This window comes from Clostridium sp. HMP27 (genome assembly GCF_000765165.1).
GTDB lineage: Bacteria > Bacillota > Clostridia > Clostridiales > Clostridiaceae > Clostridium_AK.
The window spans coordinates 61,098-87,874 of record NZ_JMFY01000003.1 but is presented as its reverse complement, the minus strand read 5'-3'; the positions used below and the strand labels follow the sequence as shown (position 1 = coordinate 87,874).

The window sequence follows — 26,777 nt, the reverse complement described above, 5'->3', positions numbered from 1 at the left end:
TATTTCATATTATTCGATATAATTTGTAAATTTCCTTCTCAAAAATGCATAAAACCAATGTATTATCAAAAAACCTAGAAGAACTTCTTCCTCTAGGTCGTCTTTGTTAAATTATTTAATTAAATCACTAAGTGTCTTCCCTATTTCTTTTGTATCCATTCCCTTTGTAAAAGCAAGGCATGTACCTGAAGGATATCTTGTTTTTTCAATCCATCTCTCAGGCATTTGAGCAGCTCCATATTTTGCTCCGAGTATTGCACCTACAATGGCTCCAATTGTGTCTGCATCCCTACCGAAATTTCCAGCGGCTACTACTCCAGTTCTGAAATCCTTATTTACTAATTTAAGAACTCCAAAGGCTTCTGCAATTGCTTCCGGAACACTTGCTTTATAACTTGTCCAAAGCTCATCATGTAAAGGCATCCATGCGTCCATCATCTCACCATGAGCTTCATCAACGATTCTTAAAGCCTTTTTTATTGAATAATATAGCCATGAATCTTCAGGAATAACAGATAATGCAGCCTCTATTATTTCATCTATTGTTCCATCAACCATTGCAACAGAAACAGCTGCTGCTACAGCTTGAGCTCCCCATACGCCTTCTCTAAAATGGCTTACACTGGCATCTATTTCTGCTAGTTCTGCAGCTTTTTTAGGATCCCCAGCACAAATAATACCTATAGGTGCAATTCTCATTGCTCCACCATCACTGTTATGATATGAATTATATTTCCCTGAGTATGGAGGTTTAACTCCTCTTCTTAAGTTTCTAGCTGCTTCTATTTCACTGGCACCGCCTCTTGGAAATTCATCTTGAGTTACCACATTTTCCATCCAACCCTTTACAACTTCATCTGTAGTAAGCTTTCCACCGCAGTCTATTAATATCTTTGCAGTTAAAAGTGCAAATTCAGTATCATCTGTACTCCAGGAAGCCCCTTGGTTAAAATCTGTAGTTATTCCATAACTTAATTGATTATCTGGCTTTCTTGATGCATCTCCAAAAGAATCTCCTATTGATAATCCTGCAATTGCTCCTAGTGCCTTATCGTAAGCAAGTTCTCTATTATTTATTAAATCTTTTTTACTCAACATATAATCAATCCCTCCACTTTTTTATTTTAAGTTACTAATAACTTCTAGAAATATGTTTAACTGTTCGTCCCAATATTCAAAGCTGTGATTGCCATCATCATCCTTAAAAATTAAATCTATATCATTATTTATAGCAAAATTCTTATACCTAATATTTACATCATATAAGCTATCATTTTTGCCACAATAAATATAAAGTTTAGGAATATTTTTCCCTTCTTTTAATGCTTTACTTGTTAAATAATATATATCATTTTCTTCTTTTACCTTTTCTCCACAATCACCAAAGACAAGAAATAAATCCGGGCGTTCTCCACTGACTATTTTTGATTTATTTTCTTTCATGCTTCTTAAGCTTCCTGATAAAGTTCCAACTGCACTATATCTTTCTGGATAAGTTAATCCAAGCTTTAAAGCTCCATAACCTCCCATTGAATACCCACATACAAAAGTTTTTTCTTTAGAACTAGATATTTTAAGAGAATTCTCTAAAACTTTTGGTAGTTCTTCGGCTATAAAGCCCCAATACCTATCGCCATAAGCCATATTTGTATAAAAACTATTTGCTGCGAAAGGCATTATCATTATAACTCCGTATTGCTTCGCATATTTATATGCGTTACTTTCTATTCCCCAGGACTTTTCGTTATCACCCTTCCCATGAAGAAGGTACATAACCGCTGTATCTTTCATATTTCCTCTTTGTAGTATATTGTCGGGAATAAAAATTTTAACCCTAGCAGTTTGACACAACGTTTTAGATGCAAATTCAAAATTTATTATCGCCATATATTTTCCCCTTTTAAAGTTCTTGAACTGTTAAATTTCCAAAAAGTGTTCTTCCAAGTGAGTATTTTGCATAACCTGCCATTCCATAACTTAAAGTTTCATCTTCCACAGTTAGTAATTTTTTATTATCTATTGAAAGAGAAATAGTCTTTCCTTGTACTTTAAGTTCTAAAGCATATTTCTTCCCATATTCCCATTTAAATGTTGTTGATGCTAGTGTTTTCATAGACTTATTATTTAATAAAATTGAGATTTTATCTTTTCCATCAAATCCAGCATAATATCCTCTAATAGCTCCTTGAACCCTTGCAGATATTAAATGACTGTACCCATTTTCAGGTATTATTTCTCCCTTTACAGAGATGTCTTTCATAAAGTAGTTTCCAGTCATAGCCTCTGCATGATCTACAGTGATTGCTTGCATATAGTCTCCTTCTATGCTCCAAGCTCCATGATTGTGTGAAAAGGGAGTGATAGATCCAAATTCTTGTTTTTGTTTCTTTATATCTACACTATAGGAAGACTTGCCATATATTTTAAATTCATCAATAAATAATCTGCCAAGATCCTTATTTTTAGAAGGTGAATTACCTTCTAGAATTATTCCAACCTCATCTATAACTGCGTCATTCATATCTGGAATTGTAAATTTAATTTCCTGCCATCCTTCTTCTTTAATAACCATTCCACTTATTGTTACATCTTCCTTTGTATGTGTATTTCTTATATATGGCGAAATATATATACTCTCTCCATTCCATCTTTCTGCATATACCATCATAGAAACAGTTTGTCCTGGATAAGCCGTTGGAGAAAATACAGGGCTATATCTTTCATCACTAAAATCTTGTCTTCTATAAAATGGCTTGTAAAATATTTTGCACTTTTTACCTCTTTCCATCCTGTCAAATAGCACTTCAAGAGATCCTGTTCCCTTATAAGCTTTATCTGTGGTATGTCTAATGCTGCAATAAAATGGATCTGAAACCCTCATATTGTGAGTAGCTCCACTAAATTCAAAGTCAAAATAAATTTCGCCTTCTTTAAAGCTTTCCTGAAGTTCCTTTGGCGCCCCTTCTCCTGCAAGTTTATATCCTAGTAAACATAGTTCCTTTGCATAGCTAGGAACATCCATAATGTTTAAATATCCCGAAATGCCCGATAAGACTATACCGTCATTTATAGGTTTTCTATAATGTGGTGCAAGTCCTGATAATCCGCATGCAACTCCCATAATAGTTCCTACATTACCAGCATTGCAATCTGTATCCCAGCCACACATTGTAGCTATTTCAACAGTCCTATTAAAATCACCTTTTCCATAAAGAAGAGAAAGTATACAAACTCCAGCATTAGGTATAATATGACATACTCCTCTATACTTATCATATCCCCAATTCTCTTCTAGATATTTTCTACATGATCTAAAATCATCAGGGTGATTTTTATAAAAGTCTATTACTGCATTTGTAACTTTTGCATAAGTGCAGTCTTTAGGTATAACTGAAAGGCCAGCATATATAATTTCTTCTACATCACTGGTTACATATGCTTTAGAAATACATGCAGCTATAAACGCCGCTCCATTTATTCCATCCCCATCATGGGATACACTAGCTGCTGCCCTTGCAAAGGCTGCTGCCTTTTCTATATTATTGGGAAGTACAAGCCCCCAAGTATCTACAAATATTTGTCCGCCTATTTGTTCTGCTAGTATTACTCCATTTTGCTCTATAGATCCAGATTTAGGTGCTTCAATTCCATTTTTTAAATTTAAGTATGCAGTATGTTCTGTGCTTGTGCCATAACCACCCCACCAAAACATGCCTACTCCTTCTCTAGCATAATTAAGCCAAGCATTTCCTACATGCATCGGCAAAAGTTCATCATGAATTTTCTCATCATTTAGAGCTCTCAAGAAAAACACAGGACCATTAACATCATCATCTGCTGCAAAATTGATGAAATCTTTTACGTAATTAGTTATATCTCCATAGGTTTTCTCTATTCTTTCATATGTCCATATAGTTGGTTCCACTGGTGCACCAAGCCTTATTCCTATGTTCATTCCAAGAAAACCTGCATAAGTTTTTTCAAGATAATTTTCTGGTATCATTTTGTCCTCCTTTACAAGATAAGCAGCACTTTAGCGCCGCTTATCTTGATTACTTCATTTATTTATTTGCAAATTTTTCTTCAAGATACTTATTCAAATCATTACCGCCTGCTGCATTCCATTTAGTAACAAATTCATCAAAAGCACTTATAGGCTTAACCCCTCTTATTATATCTGCAGCATATTCCTTATAAAGAGCATTCATACCATCCCATTGTGGCAAATATTCTTCAGGTATTAAAATATTTGTATCCTCTTTATAATACTGCTGTGCCATTTCAAGAGATTTCATAGCTGGCTTAGCCATAACTGCTTTTTCTACTGCTGGTTTAGGATCAAACTTATTAAGTGTCTCCCAGAAACGTGGCCACCACTCAGAGAATTTTTCAGTATAAACTATTTTATCTCCATCAATTTTATAGTTAACGCCCTCTATTCCTAACTTATCTAACTTTCTTCCTTCGGGTCCTGCCATAAACTCAAGTACTGCCCATGCTGCATCCTTAGCTTCTGATTTTGCACTCATAGCAAAGCCTCTTGATTCCTTAGTTACATCTATAGATTGATAAGCCTGGGAAACTCCTTTTGCAGGTGGAAGAACAACAAGTTCTGCTCCTGCTCCCTTTGTTTGAGTCATTTTGTTATTATATATATTTATAACTGTTCCTGCAGTTGCTGCAACGAATGCTGCATCTCCTTCATAGAAGGACTTTTCCATGGTATCCCACTTTTTAGTTATATATTCTTTGTCTATTAAACCTTCCTTGTACAAAGTAGCATAAAATTCAAGTTTATCTCTTTCAAACTTAGTTGCTTTTGAAAATACCCATTTCCCATCCACTTTCATCACTGTAGATGTAACTCCAAAAGCATGATTAAATACAGTATCTAGCCTTGTAAGGTCACCATCCGCAGTGATAGCATATTTCACTAATCCCTTAGCAACAAGTTCTTTAAACATTTTATGATAATTTTCTGGTGTAGGATTTTCAATTAATGCTTTAGAACTATCTAGTTTATCAAATAAATCTTTTCTCATTACAGGAGTGTTTACTTTCGCTGGTGAAAGCCATAGTAAATATGGATAGTTTTTCATTTTCACTTTATTATGCTCTTCCATAAGATTCTTTACATTTGTTGAACTTTCAATATATGGTGTTAAGTCTTCAAGTAATCCTTCATTAGCTATAGGCTGGTCCCCACCCTGAAAATATATTAAATCTGGAGAAATTTGCCCTGTTCTAAAAGCTAATGGTACTGCATCTTTATAGGTTCCCGTTGGAGCTTCTAAAAATTGTACATCCACATATTTTTTCTCTGCTGCCATTCCCTTTTCCATTTTTTCTTCAAGTTTTTTTACATCTTCTTCCTTTGGGCTTACATCCTTTATGATTATACTAACTTTAACTGGCTTATCCGCACTTCCTATTTCCTTAGGAGCTGAAATAGTTTTCCCATTATCTTTTACTTCATTGGAAGTTGTACTACTTTTACCACAACCTGTAAATACTGAAGCCATGAGAGCTGCTGTCAGAACTAAAGTCAATGTTTTTTTCATTATAAATCCCCCTTAAAATAATCTATTCCTTAACTCCTCCACCCATAACGTCCTTAGCATAGTATTTAAGAACCATTGGATAGAGAATTAGAATCGGTATTATTGCCACAATAATTGTGGCGTATTTTAAAGCATTGAAATCTAGCTGAGCTAAGCTGTTGTAATTTAATATATTTTGAGCTCCTACAATTGAAACGGTATCGTTTAAGACAATAAACTGCCTTAGTATTACCTGCAAAGTAGTTTTTGAAGCATCACCTATATAAATGCTTGCCTTAAAATACTCATTCCATCTGATTACTGCATAAAACATTGTTATAGTTGCTACCCCAGCCTTTGCGAGAGGAAACACTATTTTAAACAGCATTTTAATGTGACCACATCCATCTATTTGAGCTGCTTCAAACATCTCCTTTGGTACTTCATTAAAATATCGCATCATTATTATTAAATAATAAACATTTACAGCAGATACTAGTATTACAGACCACTGACTTCCTATTAACCCTATATCCTTAATTACCAGATATTCAGGCACGAGTCCTGGATCAAATAACATCATAAATATTAAAAACACCATTAAAGCCTTTTTAAATATGAGTCCTGGCCTTGTTAAAACATAAGCTGCTGTAGTAGTTAATACTATATTTATAAAAGTCCCAACCACTGTAATAAACACTGAATTAAAAAGAGCTGGCAGTAATACAGGATGACTTAGCACTATTTTATAATTAATAAAATTAAGCTTTTTAGGTATTATGTCTAGTCCAGACATAGTAGGTGATACTGATGGATCTGAAAGCGATACTGCAAGTATGTTAAGCAAGGGGATTATCATAGTAAGCGTTAGAATAAATAGAAATATCATTAAAGTAATCTGATATATACTAAACTTTTTAAGTTTGCTTTTATACTTCATTTACTACCATACCCCCTCACCTGTTAATTTTTTACTGATGAAATGTGTTATTAACACTAGCAATACGCCTATAATACCCTTAAGAACACCTACTGCTGTAGCTAATGAATATTGACCATTTACAAGACCTAACCTATAAATATAGGTATCTAGTATATCAATTACACTGTTCACAGAATCATTAGTAAAGTTAAATACCTGATCAAATCCAGCATTTAAAAAGAATCCTAAATTTAAGATAAACATTGTAACCATTGGCACAACTAGTGCTGGAAGTACTATATACCTTATTATATCAAGCCTGTTTGCACCATCTATTTCAGCAGCCTCAAATATATTTGGACTTATTGAAATTATTGCTGTGAAATATATTATTGAGTCCCATCCTATACTTCTCCATGCTTCAGAAAATAATAATACCCATCTTATTTTTTCCTTATCTGTCATGAAGTCTATAGGTGATATATTAAATATTCCTAGTATTTGATTTATCGCTCCTGATGATGGAGATAAAAATGATATCCATATTCCCGCAATAACTACCCAAGAAAGAAAGTGCGGTAAAAATGAAACTACTTGTACATATTTTCTAAATATATTACTTTTTAGCTCTGTAAGTAATATTGCAAACAGTACTATAAATGGGAATAGTATCACATATTTCATAAAGCTTATAATTAATGTGTTTTTTACAATTACTTCAAATAATGGTGATTTAAAAATAAGCTTAAAGTATTTAAGTCCTGCCCATTTCCATGGTCCTAGTGATCTATAATCGTAAAAAGCAAGCTTCATATTCAAAATTGGCCATAGCCTAAAAATAATAAAGTAAATGAGTGTTGGAAGAAGCATTAGATAAAGAGCTTTATCTTCTTTAATCTTCTTAAGTTTTGACTTTACTGAAGGCTTTAGCTGTTTAGCTTTTATCTTATCGTATTTTTCTGTTGTTGATGGTTTTAACTCCATAGTCCTCCTCCTTTCATGGTATTAAAATATCAAAAAGAGGAGCATGCTGCTGTGCACCATAAACATCTCTGTCTCCGCAGGTTCCTGAAGACGTTTTCCTATTGAATGTTATTTTTATTCCCAGCCCCTTTTTGAAGAATACTAAATTAGTAATATCATCAGTAGGAATTTTATATAAAGAGGCTATTAACTCCTTATTTATTTTGCCTGATTTTACTACCCTTTCATATTTTTCTATAGTATCAAATAGAATATCTAATGTTATTTCAAAGGGTCCACTATTTTTACTTCTAAGAACCTTTGCAATATCAACTAACCTATCCATTACTGTACCTCCCTGTACTCGATAGGGAACATTTCCTTACCGTCTTTTACTTCCATTAGATGATAAACTGAAAACTCATATACAATACCAAATTCCACATCGCTAGGTGCAAAAGGAAATGCCAAATTCCCAGATGTTGACTTCCTCCCCTCATATCCATAGTGCATAAAGGTTGAACGTACTGAGCTGCATATGGTTGATGCCTGATTTTGAGTTTTTGCTAACACCTCAAAGAGCACTCCTATCTCATGTGGAGTATCCTTAATAGGCTCTAATTCACCCATTACCCCATTCTTGCCATAGTTATAAAAGTTTATTGTGTAATCTTCCGTTGGTATTTCAGAGAAATATTCTTTAACGCTTTTTACAACGTCATTTTGAACCTCTTCAATTTTGTCGATTAAAATCGGATCCCTTACACCTGCCATTACAAAAGTTCTAAACGCCTTCTGTCTAGCACCTTCTAGTTTAATTTTATAAACAGGAGTTTTTTCTATTCTGCTGCCCTTTACCCTTACTCTATTTTCACTTACAGCCTCAAATTCGCAATCTTCTAAGTTTAATACTATTCCCGGGCCTTTTAAAATATACGGATGGTCCTTCTCATAAAATGTGTGCGCTGCTACACTTATTGGAGTACATCTTCTAGCTTTGTTAATAGGATATACTTCAAAGTTATCCTTGCTTAATGCCCCCATAATACAATCCTTTGCAGAGCCAGGCTCAGAACATAGTGCACCACATTCTAGTATCTTACCAAGATGATAAGATAAAGCTTTGTCAAATCCATTATATATTCCAATGGCCGCAAAAGGTGCTGGATCATAGGCTCTGCCGCATATAATTATATCCGCCTTATTTTCTAAAGCTTCAAGTATTGGCTCCACTCCCATCTGTGCTACTATATTATTAGTTTCATCTACTATATCTTCAGTAAGCACTGGTATATTTTTTGACATACCTTCAACTTTGCTTTCCTTTATTGCTGCATTAATCCTATCTTTGGGAATATCGGCCCAAATTATAGCAAGCTTACACTTAATATTTTCTTCTTCTAAAATTTCATTTATTATATCCATAGTCCATTCAGTGTGGACTTTAGCCCCTGATCCCCCTGCCGAACCTATTACAAGTGGAATCTTATATTTTCTACTTTCTTTAATTAAAACTGATAAATCTTTTTTGCATGCGAGTCTACTAACTATGGCAACACCAGCACCCAGCTTATGGGGACCTGCATCTGTTGAACCTGCATCTACAACTACAGCGTCTGGGTTTTCCTTCATCCCATTTACAAAGGATTCAATAGAAAATCCATATCCTAAAATTGCACAGGGTGATAATATTTTAATTTGATCTTTCACTTTACTCCCCTCAATTCTATAGTTTATTTTATATCACCAGTTTGTATTGATTCTTTAACTTTTCTTAGGTGGTATGTAACTGCTGCCTTTGCTCCATCTGCATCTCTTTTAATTATTAAATCTATGATTGCTTTATGCTCTTCTATTATGACTTGTCTACGTTCTTGATTCTTGCTGCTCATTTTGCCGAGCTCTTTAATGAGTCCATAATAACTTTCTATAAAATTAATCAGCAATACATTTTTAGACAACTCTGCAAGCTTTAAATGAAAATCATAATCTGTTATGTTGTCATATGCATCATTGACATTTATGCTGTTTAGATAGGTTTCTATTTCCCTTATTTGTTCATCACTTGCTCTTTCTATAGCTAGTTCCACTGCCCTTTGCTCTAAAGATTCTCTAACTTCAATTAAATCTTGATAAGAAGCTTCTTTCAGGGATTTTAAAATTGATTCACCAATAGAATTATATTTAGATAATTCTCTAATATAAGTTCCATCTTTAGGTTTTCTACTAATGATACCTTGGAACTGCAGTAATGTCAGAGCTTCTCTAAGTATTCCTCTGCTTACTCCTAGCTTTTCAGCAAATATATTTTCAGCAGGTAGTTTGTCCCCAGGTTTTAATTCACCAGATTCAATAAGACCTATTATTTGTTGAGATACTCTTTCTGATAATTTCTTAGATTTTAGTTGTGTAAACAAAATATTACCTCCAATAGTAAAACAACTTATTGCACAATTGTTTAATTGTTTAATTGTTTAATTGTTCAACAATTAAATTTAAAAAAAATAAATAAAAACTTTTTCGGAAAATCTTTACAAAAATAATATAACACAAATATTCATTCAATTCAATATATTTCCTTTATTTAGTTTTGTTTTCCACTTATGTATTTTGCTCCATGAGATAAACCTATCTTATGGTATCCCCTGGGGCTCTACCTTAGCCTTTTAATAAAAAAGCACCCCGTAAATATAAAAATATTTACGGGGTGCTTTAATTCTTATTATATTAACTATATCTAGTAGTATTTATATTTCCATAATTATTGGAAGAATAATAGGTTTTCTTCTTGTTTTAGTGTATAAGAACTGTCCTAATGAGTATTTTATACTAGATTTTATTACTAACCATTCAGTAACCTTTTTCTCCATACATTTATCTAATTCAGCTTTTACTACTTCAGTTGCTTCATTTAATAAATTTCCAGATTCTTTTACATAAACAAATCCTCTTGTAATAATATCTGGTCCTGAAAGTACAGTAGATGAAGCTTTATCTATTGTTACTACTACGGTTAATATACCATCCTGTGATAAGTGCTTTCTATCCCTTAGTACTATATTTCCTACATCACCGATACCAAGACCATCTATCATAACCGCGCCTGAAGTAACTCTTCCTGATCTTTTAGCACTACTTCTACTTAGTTCTAGCGTCTGTCCAGTTTCTAAAAGAAATATATTTTTGGAATCCATACCTAAACTTTCAGCTAGCAATCCATGCTGTCTCAAATGCCTATATTCACCATGGACAGGCATGAAAAATTTAGGTTTAATTAACGTATGAATCAGCTTTAACTCTTCCTGACAAGCGTGACCTGAAACATGAACTTCTTCTAAGGCATTATAAATTACTTCTGCCCCCTTCTTAAAAAGCTCGTCTATGAGTTTAGATATAGGCTTCTCGTTTCCAGGAATTGGTGAAGCAGAAATAATTACCAAATCACCTCTATCAACACTTATCTTTCTGTGGGTTCCATATGCTATTCTTGAAAGGGCAGCCATTGGCTCTCCTTGACTTCCTGTTGTTACAATTGTTATTTTATCATCAGGATATTTGCCAATATCATCTACGCTTATAAGTTGATCTTCAGGTAATTGCATATAACCTAGTTCCATAGCTATTTTAGAAATCTTCTCCATACTTCTTCCACTAAATGCAACTTTTCTTCCGTAAAACAAGGATGAATTAATAATTTGTTGAATTCTATTAATATTGGATGCAAAGGAAGCTACAATTACTCTACCTTTTGCAGTGCCAAAGATCCTTGTTAAATTTTCCCCTATAATCTTTTCTGAAACTGTATAGCCTGGACGTTCAACATTTGTACTATCTGCCATTAATAATAGCACCTTTTGGCTTCCGAGCTTTGCAAAACGATGAAGATTTATTACTTCCCCATCAATAGGCGTATAATCTATTTTAAAATCTCCAGTATGAACTATGGTGCCTTCTGGAGTTTGTATGGCTAACGCACAAGCATCTGCAATACTATGGCAAGTTCGTATAAATTCAACTTTAAAATGTTCCGTTTTAACCTCTTCTCCTGGTTTAACTTCAATAAGAGTACAATCAGAAACCATATTATGCTCTTCTAATTTACTTTTTACTAAGCCTAATGTTAATCTTGTACCATAAACAGGTACATTTAACTCTTGTAAAACATATGGAAGACCACCTATATGATCTTCATGGCCATGGGTTAATACAAAACCCTTTACTTTCTCTCTATTATTGAGTAAATACGTTATATCTGGTATAACTAAATCTATACCATACATTTCTGAATCAGGAAAAGCTAAACCACAATCAATAACAATTATTTCATTATCATATTCTATAGCAGTAATATTTTTTCCAATCTCTCCTAGACCGCCTAAGGCAATCACCTTTACTTTGGGTTTGTTTTTCGTTATCATTTAATCTCCTATCCGGCAAAGAAACGTGCCCTACTTCCAGGCTCTTCACCATTAAATTCTTAAGTTTATTTCATTAACAATATTACAAAACAAGTGCCTTTATAATAATTAGGAACACTAGTTAATATTTCTTTTAAATTTTACATACTTACTTTTATTCATACTTATTTTTAAATTTCAATATTTTCATCTAAAATCCGGTTAACAGTTCACTAAAGTAATAAACTTTTCTATAATAATTTTCTCCATGCATTTCATTAATAATTTATTAAAGCCTACATCTACCCTTAGCCTGACTTTTTAATTTGATTTTTTCATATCAAAAATAATTATTCAACGTTGCAAAAGAGCAAAATTTAATTTAGTGTCACTATACAAATAATAAATTCACTAATAACTTCCACATTATATTAATATAATTGGACTTGTTCTTATGGTCCATTGCCCATGAAAAAACTTGGATAAATATAAAACCTTTGCCCTATAAATTGAGGCAATTTATATTCATTCATCTTTTTTCATATCTACATTCATATATATTAGTTAAAGTAGCTTCAGTAATTCTTATATACTCCTTATTTTACTTATGTTTATCATATTATTTATCACGCTATAATTTATGTTATTATATACTATAATTTACAAATAATCAAGTTCGAATAAATATCCCTATCAATAATTTATGTATAAATAATAAAAATTTAATAAAACTAAAGAAGATAATATTCAAAAGTAAATACTTCAATAAAATATATTGTAGAAAAACATGAAATTTAATTTTACTTGTGGCATAATAAAAATGAAATTAAGGAATATAAGGAGAAATTTGCATATGAAAAAAATTACAATAAATAATTCCAATCTTAAAAAGTTAAAAATGACAAATGTAGAAATTGCTGCACCAGAGCATACAGCTCATGTTCATGGTGGTTCCTATGTTGGCGACCGCAAAGACGGTAGAATGCATGGGGAAGGTACTTATTTTTATAAAGATGGCAGTATATATACAGGTCAATGGAAAAATGATCAAATGGATGGTCAAGGCACCTTTACCTGGTCATGTGGAGAAAAATATATAGGTCAATGGAAAAATGATGATAAACACGGTCATGGAATTTATACCTGGCCAGATGGAGAAGTATATGTAGGTAATTGGGAAAATGGTGCCCGATCTGGTGAAGGAGTTTGCTCTTGGCCAGATGGAGACGTTTATGCCGGTGAATGGTCAAATGACTTAAGGCATGGTTACGGCATTCATACCTGGTCCGATGGTGATAAATATGTAGGTGCTTGGAAAAATGATGTAAGAGAAGGGCAAGGGATGTACATATTTGCTGATGGTAAAGTTAATGTTGGAAACTTTAAAAATAATGAGTTTGTAGATTAAAAAGAAAACATACCTAGATTTAATTCACATAAATCTAGGTATGTTTTCATATTAGTACTTGCCACTTGTCACGTGGGTGGCACTTATGCCCAAATGTCTTTAGTCAATTCTTCAATAATCTTTTTTCTATTTTCGGTTTCTTCAGTATCAATGCTAATATTTATATCGAGCACATCGCCCTCTTTAGCTTCTTCAGGCAAAATTTCCTTGGGTATATCTATCATAGCTTTATTTTCTTTTTCACATACCGCAAAATCCCCTTCAAATCTATCAATTATTACTTTCATAGCCTTTTAAACCTCCTAGTAAGTACAAACATCACACGGATCTGAATGACTTGAGTTAATAGCTTCCCCTAAAGTAAATTGTAGTATTGTTTTACTTCTTGAAAGTGTTTTGCAATTTTTGTCATAATGATAGGATTTCCCTGAAGGCGTATGATATACTATCCTAGCATTATTATTTGCTGGTGCAGTTGTTTTAGGTGCCGTTGGTGCAGTAGACTTTGGAGCAACGATTGCTGGTACAACTTGAGTTTTTGTAGTTGCACTATTTCCTGTAGAGCTTGATGAGCTTGAACTTGAAGCTGCACCATTATAACTGCCAGGGTTTGTACTAAATTTTACTTCACTTCCGTTACTTGTAGCTACTATAGTTCCTTTTTCATCAGTTCTATAAACAGGTATATTTTTTACTTTTAATCTGTTCATCACTTCTTGTTTAGGATGTCCATAGTCATTATCTTTACCTACTGAAATAACTGCATACTTAGGATTTACTTTATTTAAGAAGCTTTGACTAGTTGATGATTTACTTCCATGGTGTCCTACTTTAAGTACTGTAGCTCTTAAATCTAAGCCCTTACTTACCATTTCGCTTTCACTTACACTTTCAGCATCTCCAGTTAGTAAAAACGAAGTACTGCCATAAGATACTTTAACTACTATTGAATAATCGTTAGCGTCCTGATAACTGGAGCTATTTGGAGCAAGTACAGTAACAATGGCATCTCCTAATTTAAAGCTTTCCCCTACAGTTGGAACAGTAAGCTTAAGTCCTTTACCCTTAACAACTCTTACAAAGTCTTCAAAGGTCTTTGTAGTTGCTGTCTGCTTTGGGAAATATACCTTTCCTACCTTAAAAGAATTTATTATGTAATCTGCACTTCCAATATGATCTTCATCCTTATGTGTGCCAATGAAGTACTTAAGTTCAGTAATTCCCTGCTTATCTAAATAACTCTTAACTGTTTGGTTATCTGCATTATTTCCTGCATCAACAAGCATCGCAGAGTTTCCTTGTTGAACTAATATAGAATCAGCCTGTCCCACATCTATGAAATGAACTTTAAGTTCTCCATTTACTGACACTTTAGTATCTTTAGATGTATTATCTTCCTTCTTTGTGTCCTTGGTTTCAACTGGAGCTATTGTTGCCTTATCATCTCCTGATGTAGATGTGCACCCCGTAGCCATTCCCATAATTACAAATGCTGATATACATGCTGCCATGGATACCTTAATATACTTAGCGCCTACCCTAAATCTAAAATCTAAGTTTAGTATCCTCTTAATTGTTTCTTTCAAAAAATCTCCTCCTTGTTGTTTTATCTAGATTATATTATACATAGTAGTAGTGATGCTTTTCAATTATTAGTTTATTAAAAACATTTCCTCAATTTATAAAATTAAAACCCTATGTCATATTAAATATTTATATATTCTGACACAGGTTTTATATATATTTTATTCATATCAGCACAGACCACTTATATTCTAAAATCTTTCTTTCTGTAAGTAATGTACGTAATTGAAATAGATAGAAAAATTATCACCAGTGCTAAAGCTATACTTATTCCATCAAATCCATCTTTTATAATTTCTAATGGTACTGCATAGTGAAAAGGTGAAAAATACTTTAGGAATTTAAGCTGACCTATCATATTAGAGAACATACCTAAAAGATATGTTGTAAAGAAAAACCCCATGAATATAGGCATTGCAAGTCTTAGATGTGAAATTAAGGAAGACAGTAAAAACCCTACAGCCATAAATACTAAACCTACTAACATGAATGCTGAAAAAAGCATTTTCAAATCTATAATCAAGCTTATTATTTTTAAATCAGATGGTTTTACAATTAGCGATATTATAGTTGAAGCAACAGCTATTATTACAACAAATATATAAAATAATGCCAGTGAAGATAAAATTTTCATTGTAACGATTTTATTCCTGCTTATTGGCTGTGCATAAAGAAATTCTATAGTTCCTTCACTTTCTTCTTTGATAAGGGATTTTGCTCCCAACATACCTGCGTAAATGCCTCCTGCTATCACTATATATTGAAAAACGTATGCAAAATATTCATTTAACTTTGTAAAATCAGGCATGCTCTTTAAATTAAAAGCCTCTAATATTGCCTGAGGCATTGCATCCATTTTTGTATTTACTATTTCCTTCATCCCACTATCCTTCATAGAAGGAAACATGGACATAAATAAAATAGTCAAAAGCACACAAATAATGCTCCATATACTCAAGGGTCTCATACCATTTTTCACTTCCATCTTAAATACATTCATTTATTTCCCCCCCTTACTTATAGTAACTCATGAATACTTCCGATAGCTTCTTTTCTTCTATTGTAATATCCTTTAAATTGTATTTTATTATTACGGAAATAAGCTTATTTATATTTCCATTGTAGTCAAAAACCAAACTTTCCTTACCCTTATTCAAGATTTCTCCACCAATGCTTCTAATTTCATCTTCAATACTTTCTGAAAGCTTTAGAGTAACTCTTTTTATCTTTCTGTTAGTAAAACTAGATATATCTTTAACATCTACTATTTTCCCTTCCTTTATGATAGCAACTTTATCACAAAATGCTTCCACTTCTGTAAGGTTATGACTTGATAAAAATATAGTTGTACCTTTTCCCTTTAAAGATAATAACGTATTAAAAAGCTTTTGCTGGATTAAAGGATCTAACCCATTAGTAGGTTCATCTAAAATTAAAAGCTCTGGCTTATGAAGCATGGCTTGAACAATGGCAACCTTCTTCCTATTTCCAAGGGAAAGTTCAGAAATGCTTTTATCAAGTTCCACATCAAAAATTTTGCATAACTGGGCTACATAATCACTATCCACATTTTTGTGAAAGGATTCAGCATAATGGATAAGCTCAGAAACCTTCATATTGTCATAATATCTAACTTCACTTGGCACATATCCTATGCTTTCTTTAATTTTAGTCCCTTCACTAACACAATTTAAACCAAAAATTTTTGCCTCCCCTGAGGTTGGAAAAATGAGATTTAATAACACCTTTATGGTAGTAGATTTACCGGCACCATTGGGTCCTATAAATCCAAATATCTCTCCTTGTTTAACCTGTAAGTTTACACTTTCTATGCCACGAATTTTACCATATGACTTTGTTAAACTTTGGATTTCAATTACATTCATCATTGACTTTTCTCCTTATTTAAATTTTGTTTATATGCTGTTAACCTATTATTCAATTCCTCTCCAGTTGACTTATAATAAATATAAAATGAAAGCATACATAGTGAGTATAAAGTAATATACCCTAAAGTAAATATCATCACAGAGATAATACTTGAAATGCTTACCCAATTAAGGAATGCACTCCATATAAATAATGTAACATAGCACAATATAGAATGTATCATCACTTTATATTTGGTTTTAGTAGTACTTAATATTAGTTCCCCAAAAATAAGGTAATGAAAGGAAGTAATAATAAGAGTTATTAAAACAAATTTCCACACAACAACAAACTCCATAGATTTAGCACCCAAAATCATACTTATCGTGGTATATAATAACATTGCTGCTGTAAAAAATAATCCCCACACAAATTTAAATTGGACAGTAAATTCTACAAACTTTTTCACTGTAACCCCTCCTCTATAGTCCTAAAATTTCTTTTATAATCCTCACATATTGTCTTGAAATAATAAGCCTTTCATCATTTTCTAAAAGTACCTCCAGCTTTCCATTAAATCTTGGTGATAGTCTTTTAATCTTTGAAATGTTAATTACAGTTGACTTACTGGCTCTAAAAAAATCATATTTTGTCAATTTCTTCTCAATCTCATATAATTTTAAATGTGTTTCGAGTACCTGTGACTTTGTATACATAAATGTCTTTTTATCCACACTTTCAAAATAAAATATATTCTCGGGCTCTATAAAATGAGTTGAACCATCCACTATGCCAAGAATTTTTTCTTCAGAGTTTTTAATCATAGACATTATCCTATGAATTTCATCGTCAACTGCTTTACATTTAATTATTATTTCTACTTCTGAATTGTTAGAGGATTCATTTATTGTAATCTTCAATCTAACACCACCTGTAAAAGCATTATTTATAATTTAACTATAAACAACTCAACTTATTAAGTAAATATGTGTAATGCTAAGTTGCATTATATAACTACTAAGTTACAAACAAGCATCTGCATAAAAGTAAATTTTTTCATTTTATTACAATTAAATAATTTTATTCATTTTATTTAATTTTCAATTTGTTCATAATTTTTTAGCGTGACAAATGTAGACATTTTTCGCTTCCCATGCTACTATTACTTAGTATGAATTTCACAATATTATTTGTAGAATAAGGAGGCACTATATGGAACAATTAGTTGAACAAATTGTAAACGTACAAATGCTTAATCAGCTTTGGCTAACGCTATTATTATTAATTCCTATTGTGTTAATTGCTCGTACTGTTGTAGCCGGAACGAGATATTCACCAATCCTAATCATAGTAATTTTCGGATTGGGTATGGGATTAGCACTAGTTAAGGGTAACGTTGCCACACCTGGCTTATCTGAATTTCCGATAGTAAATTTAATGAGTAAGGTAACTATAATTGCATTAATTGCATCCTTCTTTGTTGGAGGACAAGAACTTAAGAAAATACTATCCCATGAAAAATTAGAAAGCGAAGACATGGTTGTACCATCCGATGAGGAAATTATTCTTGGAACTAAGCGTACACAACTTGTATTTATTATAAGATCTTTCTTTATACTTCTTGGTATAGAAGGTGTTAACAAATTAATTTTAGGAGTACCAGAAAATGATGTACTCGGAAAATTTTATCCAATTATAGCTTATATTGGTATATGTGGTTCAATTATTTTAATCGATTACAAAGCAACAATATCAGATAGATCACATTATATAAGAAAAGGTGTATTTGAGATTATTGCTATTATTTTAGTATTAGTTATATCCGCTAATGTGGCACAATGGATTAAACCAATCATTGCATTACCTCAGATTTTCTTTGCTATGATTTTATCTGCAGGTTTAGGTGCGATATTATCTAACTGGAAATTTGGTCCAACACTTAGATCATTAATCTTTGCTGGAATACCAGTAGTGCTTGCCGCTAACTTTATAGTAGGTGGTTCACAAATTCTTGAAGCAATAAAGCTTACTGAAATGAGAGCAGTTTTAACTTATGGTCTTTCTGGACAGTTATTTTGGATGTTTGGTGGTTTATCAATACTTATATTATTTGGTAAAGCTAACCACGTACGTAACCTTGCACCTGGTATGGCAGGAGCACTTTCTCACTCAGGATTAACCGGAGCTTGTACTGCTGGTGACTTAGGTCCAGATGCAGCATCTAGAGCACCAATAATGATAAACATTCCTTTCTTTGGACATGTGTTTGTATTCTCTATACTAGCAGCAAGCGCAGAACGTGGTTCCCTATTAGTTGCTTGGGTTGTTCCGCTAGTTATTATTGGACTTGGGCTAACAGTAGTATCTTTAAAAACACTTAGAAACGCAAATGGTGAGGAAGCTGCAGAAGTTAAAGGCTTAATGCAATTCTCCTTTGGATTACAGGTAGTTGCAGTATTCTCAAGCTTTTTAATGTTAAGCCTTAGCGGTATGCCAATAAGCGATGCATCTATGGCGGCATCTTCCGCTCTATCTCACTTTGGATTGTTTGCAGCAGTTCAGGGAGGTATGTTTGGAGAACAGGCAGCAGCTATGATTCCATTTATATTTGCTATGCCATTCTTAGTTCATCCATTTGTTTTCGGTATATTTGGTAAGTCAGTTGAAAATGATGGAGTAATGCCTGCTAAAATAGTATACACATTAGCTTCTCTAGGAACTTTAGGTCTTGCATATGCATTAATATTTTCATAATAAACTCGCACATTTATTTTATAATTTATGCAAAAGAACCCTTCATTAATTGAAGGGTTTTTTCTTATTAGGATATATACTAATTATAATATAGGCCTTTTGTATACATAGTATAGTTATCATCACTAATTTAAGATTAGTTATTTCAGCAACTATTTAGTCCACAAAAGTTTGTATAAATTTCTGTGGCTTTTTCTCGGTAATATCATCTATCATCTATCCACACTAACAATTTACATAATTTTCGTTCTTTATGCTAATATTACTATATATAAAAATAATTAAGATGTTTACATGTTAAGGAGGCACTATGGAACAATTAGTTGAACAAATTTCGCATGTACAAATGCTCGATCAACTTTGGTTGACACTGCTATTATTAATTCCTATTGTTTTAATTGCCCGTACTGTTGTAGCAGGAACAAAGTACTCTCCAATTCTAATTATAGTAATTTTTGGATTAGGAATGGGCTTAGCATTAGTTAAAGGCAATATTGCTACACCTGGTTTAGGTGAGTTTCCTATAGTAAATTTAATGAGTAAGGTGACAATAACTGCACTAATTGCTTCCTTTTTTGTTGGAGGACAGGAACTTAAAAAAATACTCTCCCACGAAAAGTTAGAAAGCGAAGATATGTTTGTTCCATCTGACGAAGAGGTTATTCTTGGAACTAGACGTACAGAACTTGTATTTATTCTAAGATCTTTCTTTATACTTCTTGGTATTGAGGGAGTTTATAGACTAATCATAGGATCCTCGGCAGGTGATCCACTTAAAGGTTTTTATCCAATTATAGCTTATATTGGCATAGCTGGATCAATAATTTTAATTGATTATAAAGCAACCGTAAAAGATAAATCAGAGTATATAAGAAAAGGTCTATATGAACTTGTTGTTATTCTTATAATATTAATTATTTCAGCGACCATTGCTGGGTGGATTAAGCCAATTATTGCATTACCTCAAATCTTTTTTGCTATGATTATGTCTGCTGGATTGGGTGCAATACTTTCTAATTGGAAGTTTGGCCCAACACTTAGATCATTACTTTTTGCTGGAATTCCAGTAGTGCTTGCCGCTAACTTTATAGTCGGTGGTTCACAAATTCTTGAAGCATTAAAGCTCACTGAAATGAGAGCAGTTTTAACTTATGGTCTTTCTGGACAGTTGTTTTGGATGTTTGGTGGTTTATCAATACTTATATTATTTGGTAAAGCTAATCACGTACGTAACCTTGCACCTGGTATGGCAGGAGCACTTTCTCACTCAGGATTAACTGGAGCCTGTACTGCTGGTGACTTAGGCCCAGATGCAGCATCTAGAGCACCAATAATGATAAATATTCCTTTCTTCGGACATGTGTTTGTATTTTCTATACTAGCAGCAAGTGCAGAACGTGGTTCTCTATTAGTTGGCTGGGTTGTTCCACTAGTTATTATTGGACTTGGGCTAACAGTAATATCCTTAAAAACACTTAGAAACGCAAACGGTGAGGAAGCTATCGAAGTTAAAGGATTAATGCAATTCTCCTTTGGATTGCAGGTAGTTGCAGTATTCTCAAGCTTTTTAATGTTAAGCCTTAGCGGTATGCCAATAAGCGATGCATCTATGGCCGCTTCATCAGCTTTATCTCACTTTGGATTATTTGCAGCAGTTCAAGGAGGTATGTTCGGGGCACAAGCAGCAGCTATGATTCCATTTATCTTTGCAATGCCATTTTTAGTTCATCCATTTGTTTTTGGTATGTTTGGTAAGTCTGTTGAAAATGACGGGGTAATGCCTGCTAAAATAGTATATACCCTAGCTGCTATTGGTGTTGTAGGTGTTACATATGCTCTAATATTTTCATAATTAATTCAAGTATTTTTTAATAAATAAAAAGGGCTGTTACATTAGCATAAAAAAATTCGCTAACGCGGCAGCGTTTTTTTGTGTTTTTCACAGAAAATTTAATGATATTTTACTCTCCAATAAGCTCGATAATTAAAAAATGTCGCACTAATTTTTAGTGCGACAGCCTCTTTTATTTATTAAAATGTATAGTAAGACATAGCTTTTCTTTTCAAAAATTTTTCTTTTTTAATTGGTCATCTTTCATGTGATTATAATTCTATATATCTTTACTTTTTTATCAATCTTAACTATTGCTTTTTATCTGCATTCCTTAAAATATAAGCATTTATTATAGATAGTACACTTGCTATAAACGCCATAAATACAAAAGCAAATTTCAGAGAAAAAGATTCCCCTAGCTTCCCTATCAAAGGGAATATCAATATCATAAACAAACTGAAAATCATGCTTTGAAAAGATAAAATAGTAGCCCTATTTTGGCTAGGAATTAATTTATTTATATAATCACCTATAGTTACATAAACAATAGAATCTGCAATCCCTATTATAATATAAAAGACCTGGGATAGACTAGTTAATGCAATTCCCCAAATAGATAAAGCAATTATTATAGGCATAAAAATAATTATTCCTTTTTCTTTCAAAATCCTTTCTAATCTATAAACCCTCGTGGCTACAATTCCAGCTAACAAAGATGATACGGATAAGTATATTCCTATTTTGAATTCAGAACTACCCTGAGTTTTCCAGTAATTTTGAAGATAATAAAATAAACTAGTAACAAATAGAGATATTATATTAATAAAGATAATTAAAAACCCAACTTTTTTATTATCCCTAATTATTTTAACACTATCTATGATTTGTTTTAATAATAAATTTCTTGTCTTTCCTTCAGATACTGTAGCTGCCTTTGTTTCTATAATTTCTACAGGCTCTACAAAAGTAAAAGACTGCATAAAAGTTATTGCAGCTATTATGGCACTTACTCCAAATGCCAGTAGATAGTCTTTAGAGCCTAAATAGCCTCCCAAAATTAAAGCTGCAACACTACCTATCTGCATAAACATTTCATTTTTGCCATTAATCTTTATATAATCCTTCTCCTTATCTATTGCTTTTAAAGAATCATAAATTAAGGCCTCTCCTGCACCTGATTCTAGGTTATAGGATATTGCTAAGGTTGCAAAGGACAAACTAAACATATAGAAATCATCAGAAAATATTAGTATTATCATGCTTACCATTGACAATAATCTTCCAAATACTCTACTAACTTTTCTCCCCCATAAATCAGCAACTATCCCTGTAGGCACTTCCATAGAAAAAGATACTAAATGAAAAATCCCTTCTAAAACCCCTAGCTTAGTTAAACTCATTCCTTTTGTAGAAAGATATATCATCCATATACCTTGCGTTAAATCTAATCGGCTTAAAAAAATAAATATATAATTTTTAACTATGTTTAACTCTAACTCGCGCTTATTTATTTTCATAAAAATTCCCTCCGTTAACCTTTTATATATTAACCTTTCTCTTATACCCTCCCACCAAAATGCGCGCAAAAAAACCTAAGTAGAAAGATACACTTCCACTTAGGCATATATTAATATTTCATTAGATTTTATTCTAAGTTTGAAGGATTATATCTTCAGTTAATTCACAAGATATTCAATTTTGGACGCACTTTCCCCTTGGTATCCAAAAGTGAATGTTATATTGCATACTACACTCAAATAATCTCGAATGTATGAACTAACTAATATGTTCATATTTGTCCTCCATTTACTTACTTTAATTTAAATTATATCACTAAGTAATAGCTAGCTTCAATTAATTTTCATTTATCCCATCTTACGAAAAATATAGGTAACAAAAATCCTCTGTCATCCTCATTTTCACTGTACTTAATTAAATCCTCATAAATAAATATCAGAAAACTCAACTTTAATTTCATTTACTAGCCTATTTTCAAAATCTAAACAAGCTTCAACTTCATCATCCGCTATTCCTTCCTTCAGAGGTAATTTTATAATAAAAGTACTGCCAACGCCTAATTCACTTTCAACTTCTATTGTTCCTTCTAAAATATCCACTAATGATTTTACAAGGGATAATCCAATTCCCGTACCTTCTGCCTGTCTAGATAAGTTGCTATCAACTTGTCCAAATCGCTCAAATATTAACTCCTGCTTATCTTTTGGAATTCCTATACCTGTGTCTATTATTTTAATCTCTACTAAGTTCAACTCACTGTTTTCATTAAGTATAACATCAACCCTTCCACCATTGTCCGTAAATTTTATAGCATTTGAAAGAATATTTAATATAATCCTTTCAATCTTTTCCTCATCGATACTAATAATCTTGCTTATTACATTTGAGTCAAAAGATATTTCAATATTCTTTTGGTTTGCATATAACTCTACTGACTCAGTAATAGCTTCAATCAAGAATACTATATCAATGTTTTTCATATTTAATTTAAAATGCCCTGAATTTAACTTTGTAATATCTAATAAATTATTTGCAAGTCTGAGCTGCCTAAATGTATTTATCTTTATACTTCCAATAAGTTCTTTAACACGATCTGATATTTGATTAAAATATATGCACTCAATCAATTGAATAGCTGAGTAAATGACATTTAAAGGAGTTTTAAATTCATGACTGATTAAAGATATAAACTGATCTTTCATAACAAGTGCTTTTTCTAGTATTTCTCGCTGTTCTATTTCTGCCTTAAGCAAGAGTTCTTGCTGCTTCTTAATCATATTTTCTGTGTGTTTACGTTGGGTTATGTCTTGAATACTTCCTTCTAAGTACATCTTTTCATCTTTAGAATCACAAACAATGTTTATATTTATCTGCACCCAGATAATTGTTCCATCATAATGTTTAAGCTGTGTTTCAAAGCTTTTTTCATTCCATATGTCTTCAATCACAGCTTCCTCTTTTGTATTATCCATTGAAGGTTTATATAGTAAGTTTTTAATATTTATTTTAAATAATTCTTCTTTACTTGGATATCCCAATATAAATACAACCATTGGGTTAACATTCAATATTTCACCGCTTATGGTAACCCGAAAAAGTCCGATTGGAACTCTATTAAAGAGCCCTCGGTAACGCTTTTCGCTTTCTTGAAGTGAATTTTCTCGCACTTGTAGATTATAATTCATGAACTGAAAATCTGCTGCAAGTTTATTTAACTCATTAAATGCGGTAGGAATAGATTCTATTGAATTATATTGACTAAAATCTCCAGCTGTTAATGCATTTGTCCCTTTACTAAGATGCTCTAAAGGACTAACCACATATCGCTGAAGCTCCTTACCCAAATTTCGTACCAAAACCAGCCAAATAGCTATTGAGGCCAATAACATTAACCCCAAGTTTAACGCATATGTACTAAAAAAAACAGATAATGGCACTTGGTCTACAATAATCCATCCAGTTTCTTCAAGCCTTGCAGCACTACCAATAACTATTCTTCCATTATATATATATAAATCATTAGTTTTCCCTGTTAGTATGCTCTGGTACATCTCTAGATTACTGAAATTAATTTGCTGCTTAACCATATCAGAAGATGGATGTGCTAATAACTTACCTGTTTCATCCATAATAAATACAAAATCTTTATTTGATGTATCTGATATACTTAAAATTTCATGTTGAAATAGCCCTAGGTTCAGTTCTCCAATCACATATCCTCCATTTGAAAGAGCTCTATTTAAATAAACCGTTGGTTCACCAGTACGTGGGGAAATAAATGGTAGCGAAATTGTAATATCTTTATTAACTCCACTTTTCTTGAAACCTGGTATATTAGACATATCTAACCCTATATAACGATAATCAGAAGGCATCATTAACATAATTTTATTATCTTTATCGAGATGATATATAGTTTCAAAATAACCGTAGGATTTCCAAGTACTTTCCATAAAAATTGATAAGTTTGACTCCCCCGATGTTTCAGCTACCCTAGCAACAGCATCTAATATTCTTCCGCCTTGATCAAGATGATACCCTACTGTATCAGCTACTGAATGTATTACTTGTTTCTGTTGTTTTACAAGATTTTGTTCAGCTGAATAAGCCATACCTACATTAGCAATAACCCCTACCAACACTAATGGAATAAACAAACGAAAAAGTAGTAATTGTAAAACTACTTGCCGAAGGCACGGTGACTCTTTGCTACACTCCATTATCTATTCACCCCCATGGCCGCTGTAATTCAACATATCTATATTAATAAATTTGCCGTTACGAATTGTACTTAAATAAAGAGGCCGCTGAACATCACCAAATTGATTAAAAGAGAATGTGCCCATCACACCTTGAAAGTCAGTAGTGTTTATTAATGCCTGCTTTAATCCTTTAGCTTTTCCTTCAGTCTTCTTAAGGGCTGCTGCTAATACCATAGCAGCATCATAGGCAAGGGTTGCTCCATATGATGGTACATTCCCAAACCTATCTTCATAACAAAGCTTAAAATCATTAAAAGTTGGTATTTGGCTGCTTAATGCATAGGCTTGCTCAATTATTAACCCTTCAACTGCCTTACCACCAATTTTAATTAGTTTATCTGTCGCGGACCAAGACGATGTAAATAGTGCAACCTTCCATCCCATAAGTCGAGCTCTTTGAGCAATAAAGGCTGTATCGATATCTGAAGCTATAATAAGCAACCCTTCTGCCTTAGCTTCACGTAACTTTGACAATAATGGAAAAAAATCTGGTTTAGCTATCGAAGAAAACTTAGCTTCACCAGTTATATCTCCACCTAATGTTTCAAATCTATCACCAAAGTTTTTACAATATCTGTTGGAGTATGCATAGTTATCTATATCATAAATAATTGCCAGCTGAGTTATATTCATTTTCTCATAAATATATCTTGAAAAAATTTGGAAACCATCTTCAAAAGATGGATACACCCGAAAAAAATAATCATCTAAGTTACTTAGTTCGGCAGTAGAAACAGTTGGGCCTATCATTACCACCTTAGCAGGGTTTGTTACCTTTAATCCTGCTAAGGTTTGTTCACTTGTTGTATGCCCTATAATGGCAACGGCCCCTTCCTTAATTAATTCACTATCAACTATCTTAGCCTTTTCGGGTATGCCAAAATCATCACGAGTCATCAATTGAATTTTCCGCCCGTCAATTCCACCAGAAGAATTAATTTTTTCTACCGCCAGTTGTACCCCATTACGTTCTTGAACTCCAAGCTCAGCTTGTCTTCCCGTCAATTGAGAAGCAAATCCAATAATTATTGGTTTGTTAGTCTTCCTCTTTACAAAAAAGCAGCCTAATATTACAACTAATAAAAACATCGGGATAACCCATCTCAATAAATATTTGCTTATTCTTAGCCTATTAGTATTAATTTTTAATACCCCCTTAATTGCTTTATCAACGCTCTTAAGATTATCAAAGATAGCTTATTTTTACCTTATTTCTGCTTTTATTA

General features: G+C 32.6%; 22 protein-coding genes. 3 read left to right on the top strand and 19 right to left on the bottom strand.

Translation table 11 applies throughout. The features are described from left to right. Positions 1-111: 111 nt before the first annotated feature. The 10 genes from DP68_RS02970 to DP68_RS02925 form a co-directional block, all read right to left on the bottom strand. Positions 112-1,098 (bottom strand): ADP-ribosylglycohydrolase family protein, encoded by a 987-nt coding sequence (locus tag DP68_RS02970; protein ID WP_035305852.1) that lies wholly within the window; start codon positions 1,096-1,098, stop codon positions 112-114. A gap of 21 nt (positions 1,099-1,119) precedes the next feature. After that, on the bottom strand, positions 1,120-1,887 hold the full coding sequence (locus tag DP68_RS02965) for an alpha/beta hydrolase family protein (RefSeq protein ID WP_035305850.1): 768 nt from the start codon (positions 1,885-1,887) through the stop codon (positions 1,120-1,122). A gap of 13 nt (positions 1,888-1,900) precedes the next feature. Further along, a complete protein-coding gene (locus DP68_RS02960) occupies positions 1,901-4,003 on the bottom strand; it encodes an ADP-ribosylglycohydrolase family protein (protein WP_291546983.1) in 2,103 nt (700 codons plus the stop codon). Positions 4,004-4,061: 58 nt separating this feature from the next. Continuing rightward, positions 4,062-5,561: an extracellular solute-binding protein gene (locus DP68_RS02955; protein ID WP_035305847.1), complete on the bottom strand. Its 1,500-nt coding sequence runs from the start codon at positions 5,559-5,561 to the stop codon at positions 4,062-4,064. A 22-nt stretch (positions 5,562-5,583) separates the two neighbouring features. Further along, a complete protein-coding gene (locus DP68_RS02950; RefSeq protein WP_035305845.1) occupies positions 5,584-6,480 on the bottom strand; it encodes a carbohydrate ABC transporter permease in 897 nt (298 codons plus the stop codon). Positions 6,481-6,483: 3 nt separating this feature from the next. Continuing rightward, positions 6,484-7,446: an ABC transporter permease subunit gene (locus tag DP68_RS02945; protein ID WP_291546982.1), complete on the bottom strand. Its 963-nt coding sequence runs from the start codon at positions 7,444-7,446 to the stop codon at positions 6,484-6,486. A gap of 13 nt (positions 7,447-7,459) precedes the next feature. Further along, entirely contained in the window at positions 7,460-7,771 is a 312-nt protein-coding gene (locus DP68_RS02940) for a DUF4387 domain-containing protein (RefSeq protein ID WP_035305842.1), read from the bottom strand. Then, positions 7,771-9,135, bottom strand: coding sequence for an acyclic terpene utilization AtuA family protein (locus DP68_RS02935; protein ID WP_291546979.1), 1,365 nt, complete (start codon positions 9,133-9,135; stop codon positions 7,771-7,773). Before DP68_RS02935 ends, DP68_RS02940 begins: the two co-directional genes overlap by 1 nt. A gap of 23 nt (positions 9,136-9,158) precedes the next feature. Continuing rightward, positions 9,159-9,842 (bottom strand): FadR/GntR family transcriptional regulator, encoded by a 684-nt coding sequence (locus DP68_RS02930; RefSeq protein ID WP_035305837.1) that lies wholly within the window; start codon positions 9,840-9,842, stop codon positions 9,159-9,161. 330 nt (positions 9,843-10,172) lie between these two features. Beyond that, on the bottom strand, positions 10,173-11,843 hold the full coding sequence (locus tag DP68_RS02925) for a ribonuclease J (RefSeq protein ID WP_035305835.1): 1,671 nt from the start codon (positions 11,841-11,843) through the stop codon (positions 10,173-10,175). An 832-nt stretch (positions 11,844-12,675) separates the two neighbouring features. On the opposite strand from DP68_RS02925, the gene DP68_RS02920 reads away from it, so the two are divergent. Next, the gene (locus DP68_RS02920; protein WP_035305833.1) at positions 12,676-13,230 is read left to right on the top strand and encodes a phosphatidylinositol kinase; all 555 of its coding nucleotides are present in this window, start codon (positions 12,676-12,678) and stop codon (positions 13,228-13,230) included. 83 nt (positions 13,231-13,313) lie between these two features. Here the strand turns inward: DP68_RS02920 and DP68_RS02915 are convergent, their stop codons facing one another. The 6 genes from DP68_RS02915 to DP68_RS02890 form a co-directional block, all read right to left on the bottom strand. Next, the gene (locus DP68_RS02915) at positions 13,314-13,517 is read right to left on the bottom strand and encodes a DUF3006 domain-containing protein (RefSeq protein WP_035305830.1); all 204 of its coding nucleotides are present in this window, start codon (positions 13,515-13,517) and stop codon (positions 13,314-13,316) included. A 15-nt stretch (positions 13,518-13,532) separates the two neighbouring features. Next, the gene (locus DP68_RS02910; RefSeq protein ID WP_291546976.1) at positions 13,533-14,816 is read right to left on the bottom strand and encodes a ComEC/Rec2 family competence protein; all 1,284 of its coding nucleotides are present in this window, start codon (positions 14,814-14,816) and stop codon (positions 13,533-13,535) included. Positions 14,817-14,998: 182 nt separating this feature from the next. Then, positions 14,999-15,814 carry an ABC transporter permease subunit gene (locus DP68_RS02905; RefSeq protein WP_035305827.1) on the bottom strand — a complete coding sequence of 272 codons (816 nt, stop codon included), beginning with the start codon at positions 15,812-15,814 and terminating at the stop codon, positions 14,999-15,001. Between the two features lie 13 nt (positions 15,815-15,827). Further along, a complete protein-coding gene (locus tag DP68_RS02900) occupies positions 15,828-16,703 on the bottom strand; it encodes an ABC transporter ATP-binding protein (RefSeq protein ID WP_363330941.1) in 876 nt (291 codons plus the stop codon). Further along, positions 16,700-17,152, bottom strand: a complete 453-nt coding sequence (locus DP68_RS02895) for a DUF3021 family protein (protein ID WP_035305823.1) — start codon at positions 17,150-17,152, stop codon at positions 16,700-16,702. The genes DP68_RS02900 and DP68_RS02895 overlap by 4 nt, the downstream gene beginning before the upstream one ends. Positions 17,153-17,165: 13 nt before the next feature. Further along, positions 17,166-17,603, bottom strand: a complete 438-nt coding sequence (locus tag DP68_RS02890) for a LytTR family DNA-binding domain-containing protein (RefSeq protein WP_035305820.1) — start codon at positions 17,601-17,603, stop codon at positions 17,166-17,168. 292 nt (positions 17,604-17,895) lie between these two features. Here DP68_RS02890 and DP68_RS02885 point away from each other — a divergent pair, with 292 nt between their 5' ends. Then, complete coding sequence (locus tag DP68_RS02885) at positions 17,896-19,437, top strand: hypothetical protein (protein WP_035305818.1); 1,542 nt, start codon at positions 17,896-17,898, stop codon at positions 19,435-19,437. A gap of 310 nt (positions 19,438-19,747) precedes the next feature. Beyond that, the gene (locus DP68_RS02880; RefSeq protein ID WP_035305816.1) at positions 19,748-21,289 is read left to right on the top strand and encodes a hypothetical protein; all 1,542 of its coding nucleotides are present in this window, start codon (positions 19,748-19,750) and stop codon (positions 21,287-21,289) included. Between the two features lie 290 nt (positions 21,290-21,579). Here DP68_RS02880 and DP68_RS02875 read toward each other — a convergent pair whose 3' ends face one another. The 3 genes from DP68_RS02875 to DP68_RS02865 form a co-directional block, all read right to left on the bottom strand. Then, complete coding sequence (locus DP68_RS02875) at positions 21,580-22,788, bottom strand: MFS transporter (RefSeq protein WP_035305814.1); 1,209 nt, start codon at positions 22,786-22,788, stop codon at positions 21,580-21,582. Between the two features lie 423 nt (positions 22,789-23,211). After that, entirely contained in the window at positions 23,212-25,509 is a 2,298-nt protein-coding gene (locus DP68_RS02870; protein WP_035305813.1) for an ATP-binding protein, read from the bottom strand. A gap of 3 nt (positions 25,510-25,512) precedes the next feature. After that, the gene (locus DP68_RS02865) at positions 25,513-26,640 is read right to left on the bottom strand and encodes an ABC transporter substrate-binding protein (protein ID WP_052085610.1); all 1,128 of its coding nucleotides are present in this window, start codon (positions 26,638-26,640) and stop codon (positions 25,513-25,515) included. Positions 26,641-26,777 lie beyond the last annotated feature (137 nt).

Coding starts and splice junctions, on each gene's coding strand:
- DP68_RS02965 (WP_035305850.1), bottom strand. CDS start 1,887: ATGGCGATAATAAATTTTGAATTTGCATCTAAAACGTTGTGTCAAACT.
- DP68_RS02915 (WP_035305830.1), bottom strand. CDS start 13,517: ATGAAAGTAATAATTGATAGATTTGAAGGGGATTTTGCGGTATGTGAA.
- DP68_RS02955 (WP_035305847.1), bottom strand. CDS start 5,561: ATGAAAAAAACATTGACTTTAGTTCTGACAGCAGCTCTCATGGCTTCA.
- DP68_RS02900 (WP_363330941.1), bottom strand. CDS start 16,703: ATGATGAATGTAATTGAAATCCAAAGTTTAACAAAGTCATATGGTAAA.
- DP68_RS02905 (WP_035305827.1), bottom strand. CDS start 15,814: ATGAATGTATTTAAGATGGAAGTGAAAAATGGTATGAGACCCTTGAGT.
- DP68_RS02920 (WP_035305833.1), top strand. CDS start 12,676: ATGAAAAAAATTACAATAAATAATTCCAATCTTAAAAAGTTAAAAATG.
- DP68_RS02875 (WP_035305814.1), bottom strand. CDS start 22,788: ATGAAAATAAATAAGCGCGAGTTAGAGTTAAACATAGTTAAAAATTAT.
- DP68_RS02945 (WP_291546982.1), bottom strand. CDS start 7,446: ATGGAGTTAAAACCATCAACAACAGAAAAATACGATAAGATAAAAGCT.
- DP68_RS02865 (WP_052085610.1), bottom strand. CDS start 26,640: ATGTTTTTATTAGTTGTAATATTAGGCTGCTTTTTTGTAAAGAGGAAG.
- DP68_RS02940 (WP_035305842.1), bottom strand. CDS start 7,771: ATGGATAGGTTAGTTGATATTGCAAAGGTTCTTAGAAGTAAAAATAGT.
- DP68_RS02885 (WP_035305818.1), top strand. CDS start 17,896: ATGGAACAATTAGTTGAACAAATTGTAAACGTACAAATGCTTAATCAG.
- DP68_RS02970 (WP_035305852.1), bottom strand. CDS start 1,098: ATGTTGAGTAAAAAAGATTTAATAAATAATAGAGAACTTGCTTACGAT.
- DP68_RS02880 (WP_035305816.1), top strand. CDS start 19,748: ATGGAACAATTAGTTGAACAAATTTCGCATGTACAAATGCTCGATCAA.
- DP68_RS02960 (WP_291546983.1), bottom strand. CDS start 4,003: ATGATACCAGAAAATTATCTTGAAAAAACTTATGCAGGTTTTCTTGGA.
- DP68_RS02950 (WP_035305845.1), bottom strand. CDS start 6,480: ATGAAGTATAAAAGCAAACTTAAAAAGTTTAGTATATATCAGATTACT.
- DP68_RS02925 (WP_035305835.1), bottom strand. CDS start 11,843: ATGATAACGAAAAACAAACCCAAAGTAAAGGTGATTGCCTTAGGCGGT.
- DP68_RS02870 (WP_035305813.1), bottom strand. CDS start 25,509: ATGGAGTGTAGCAAAGAGTCACCGTGCCTTCGGCAAGTAGTTTTACAA.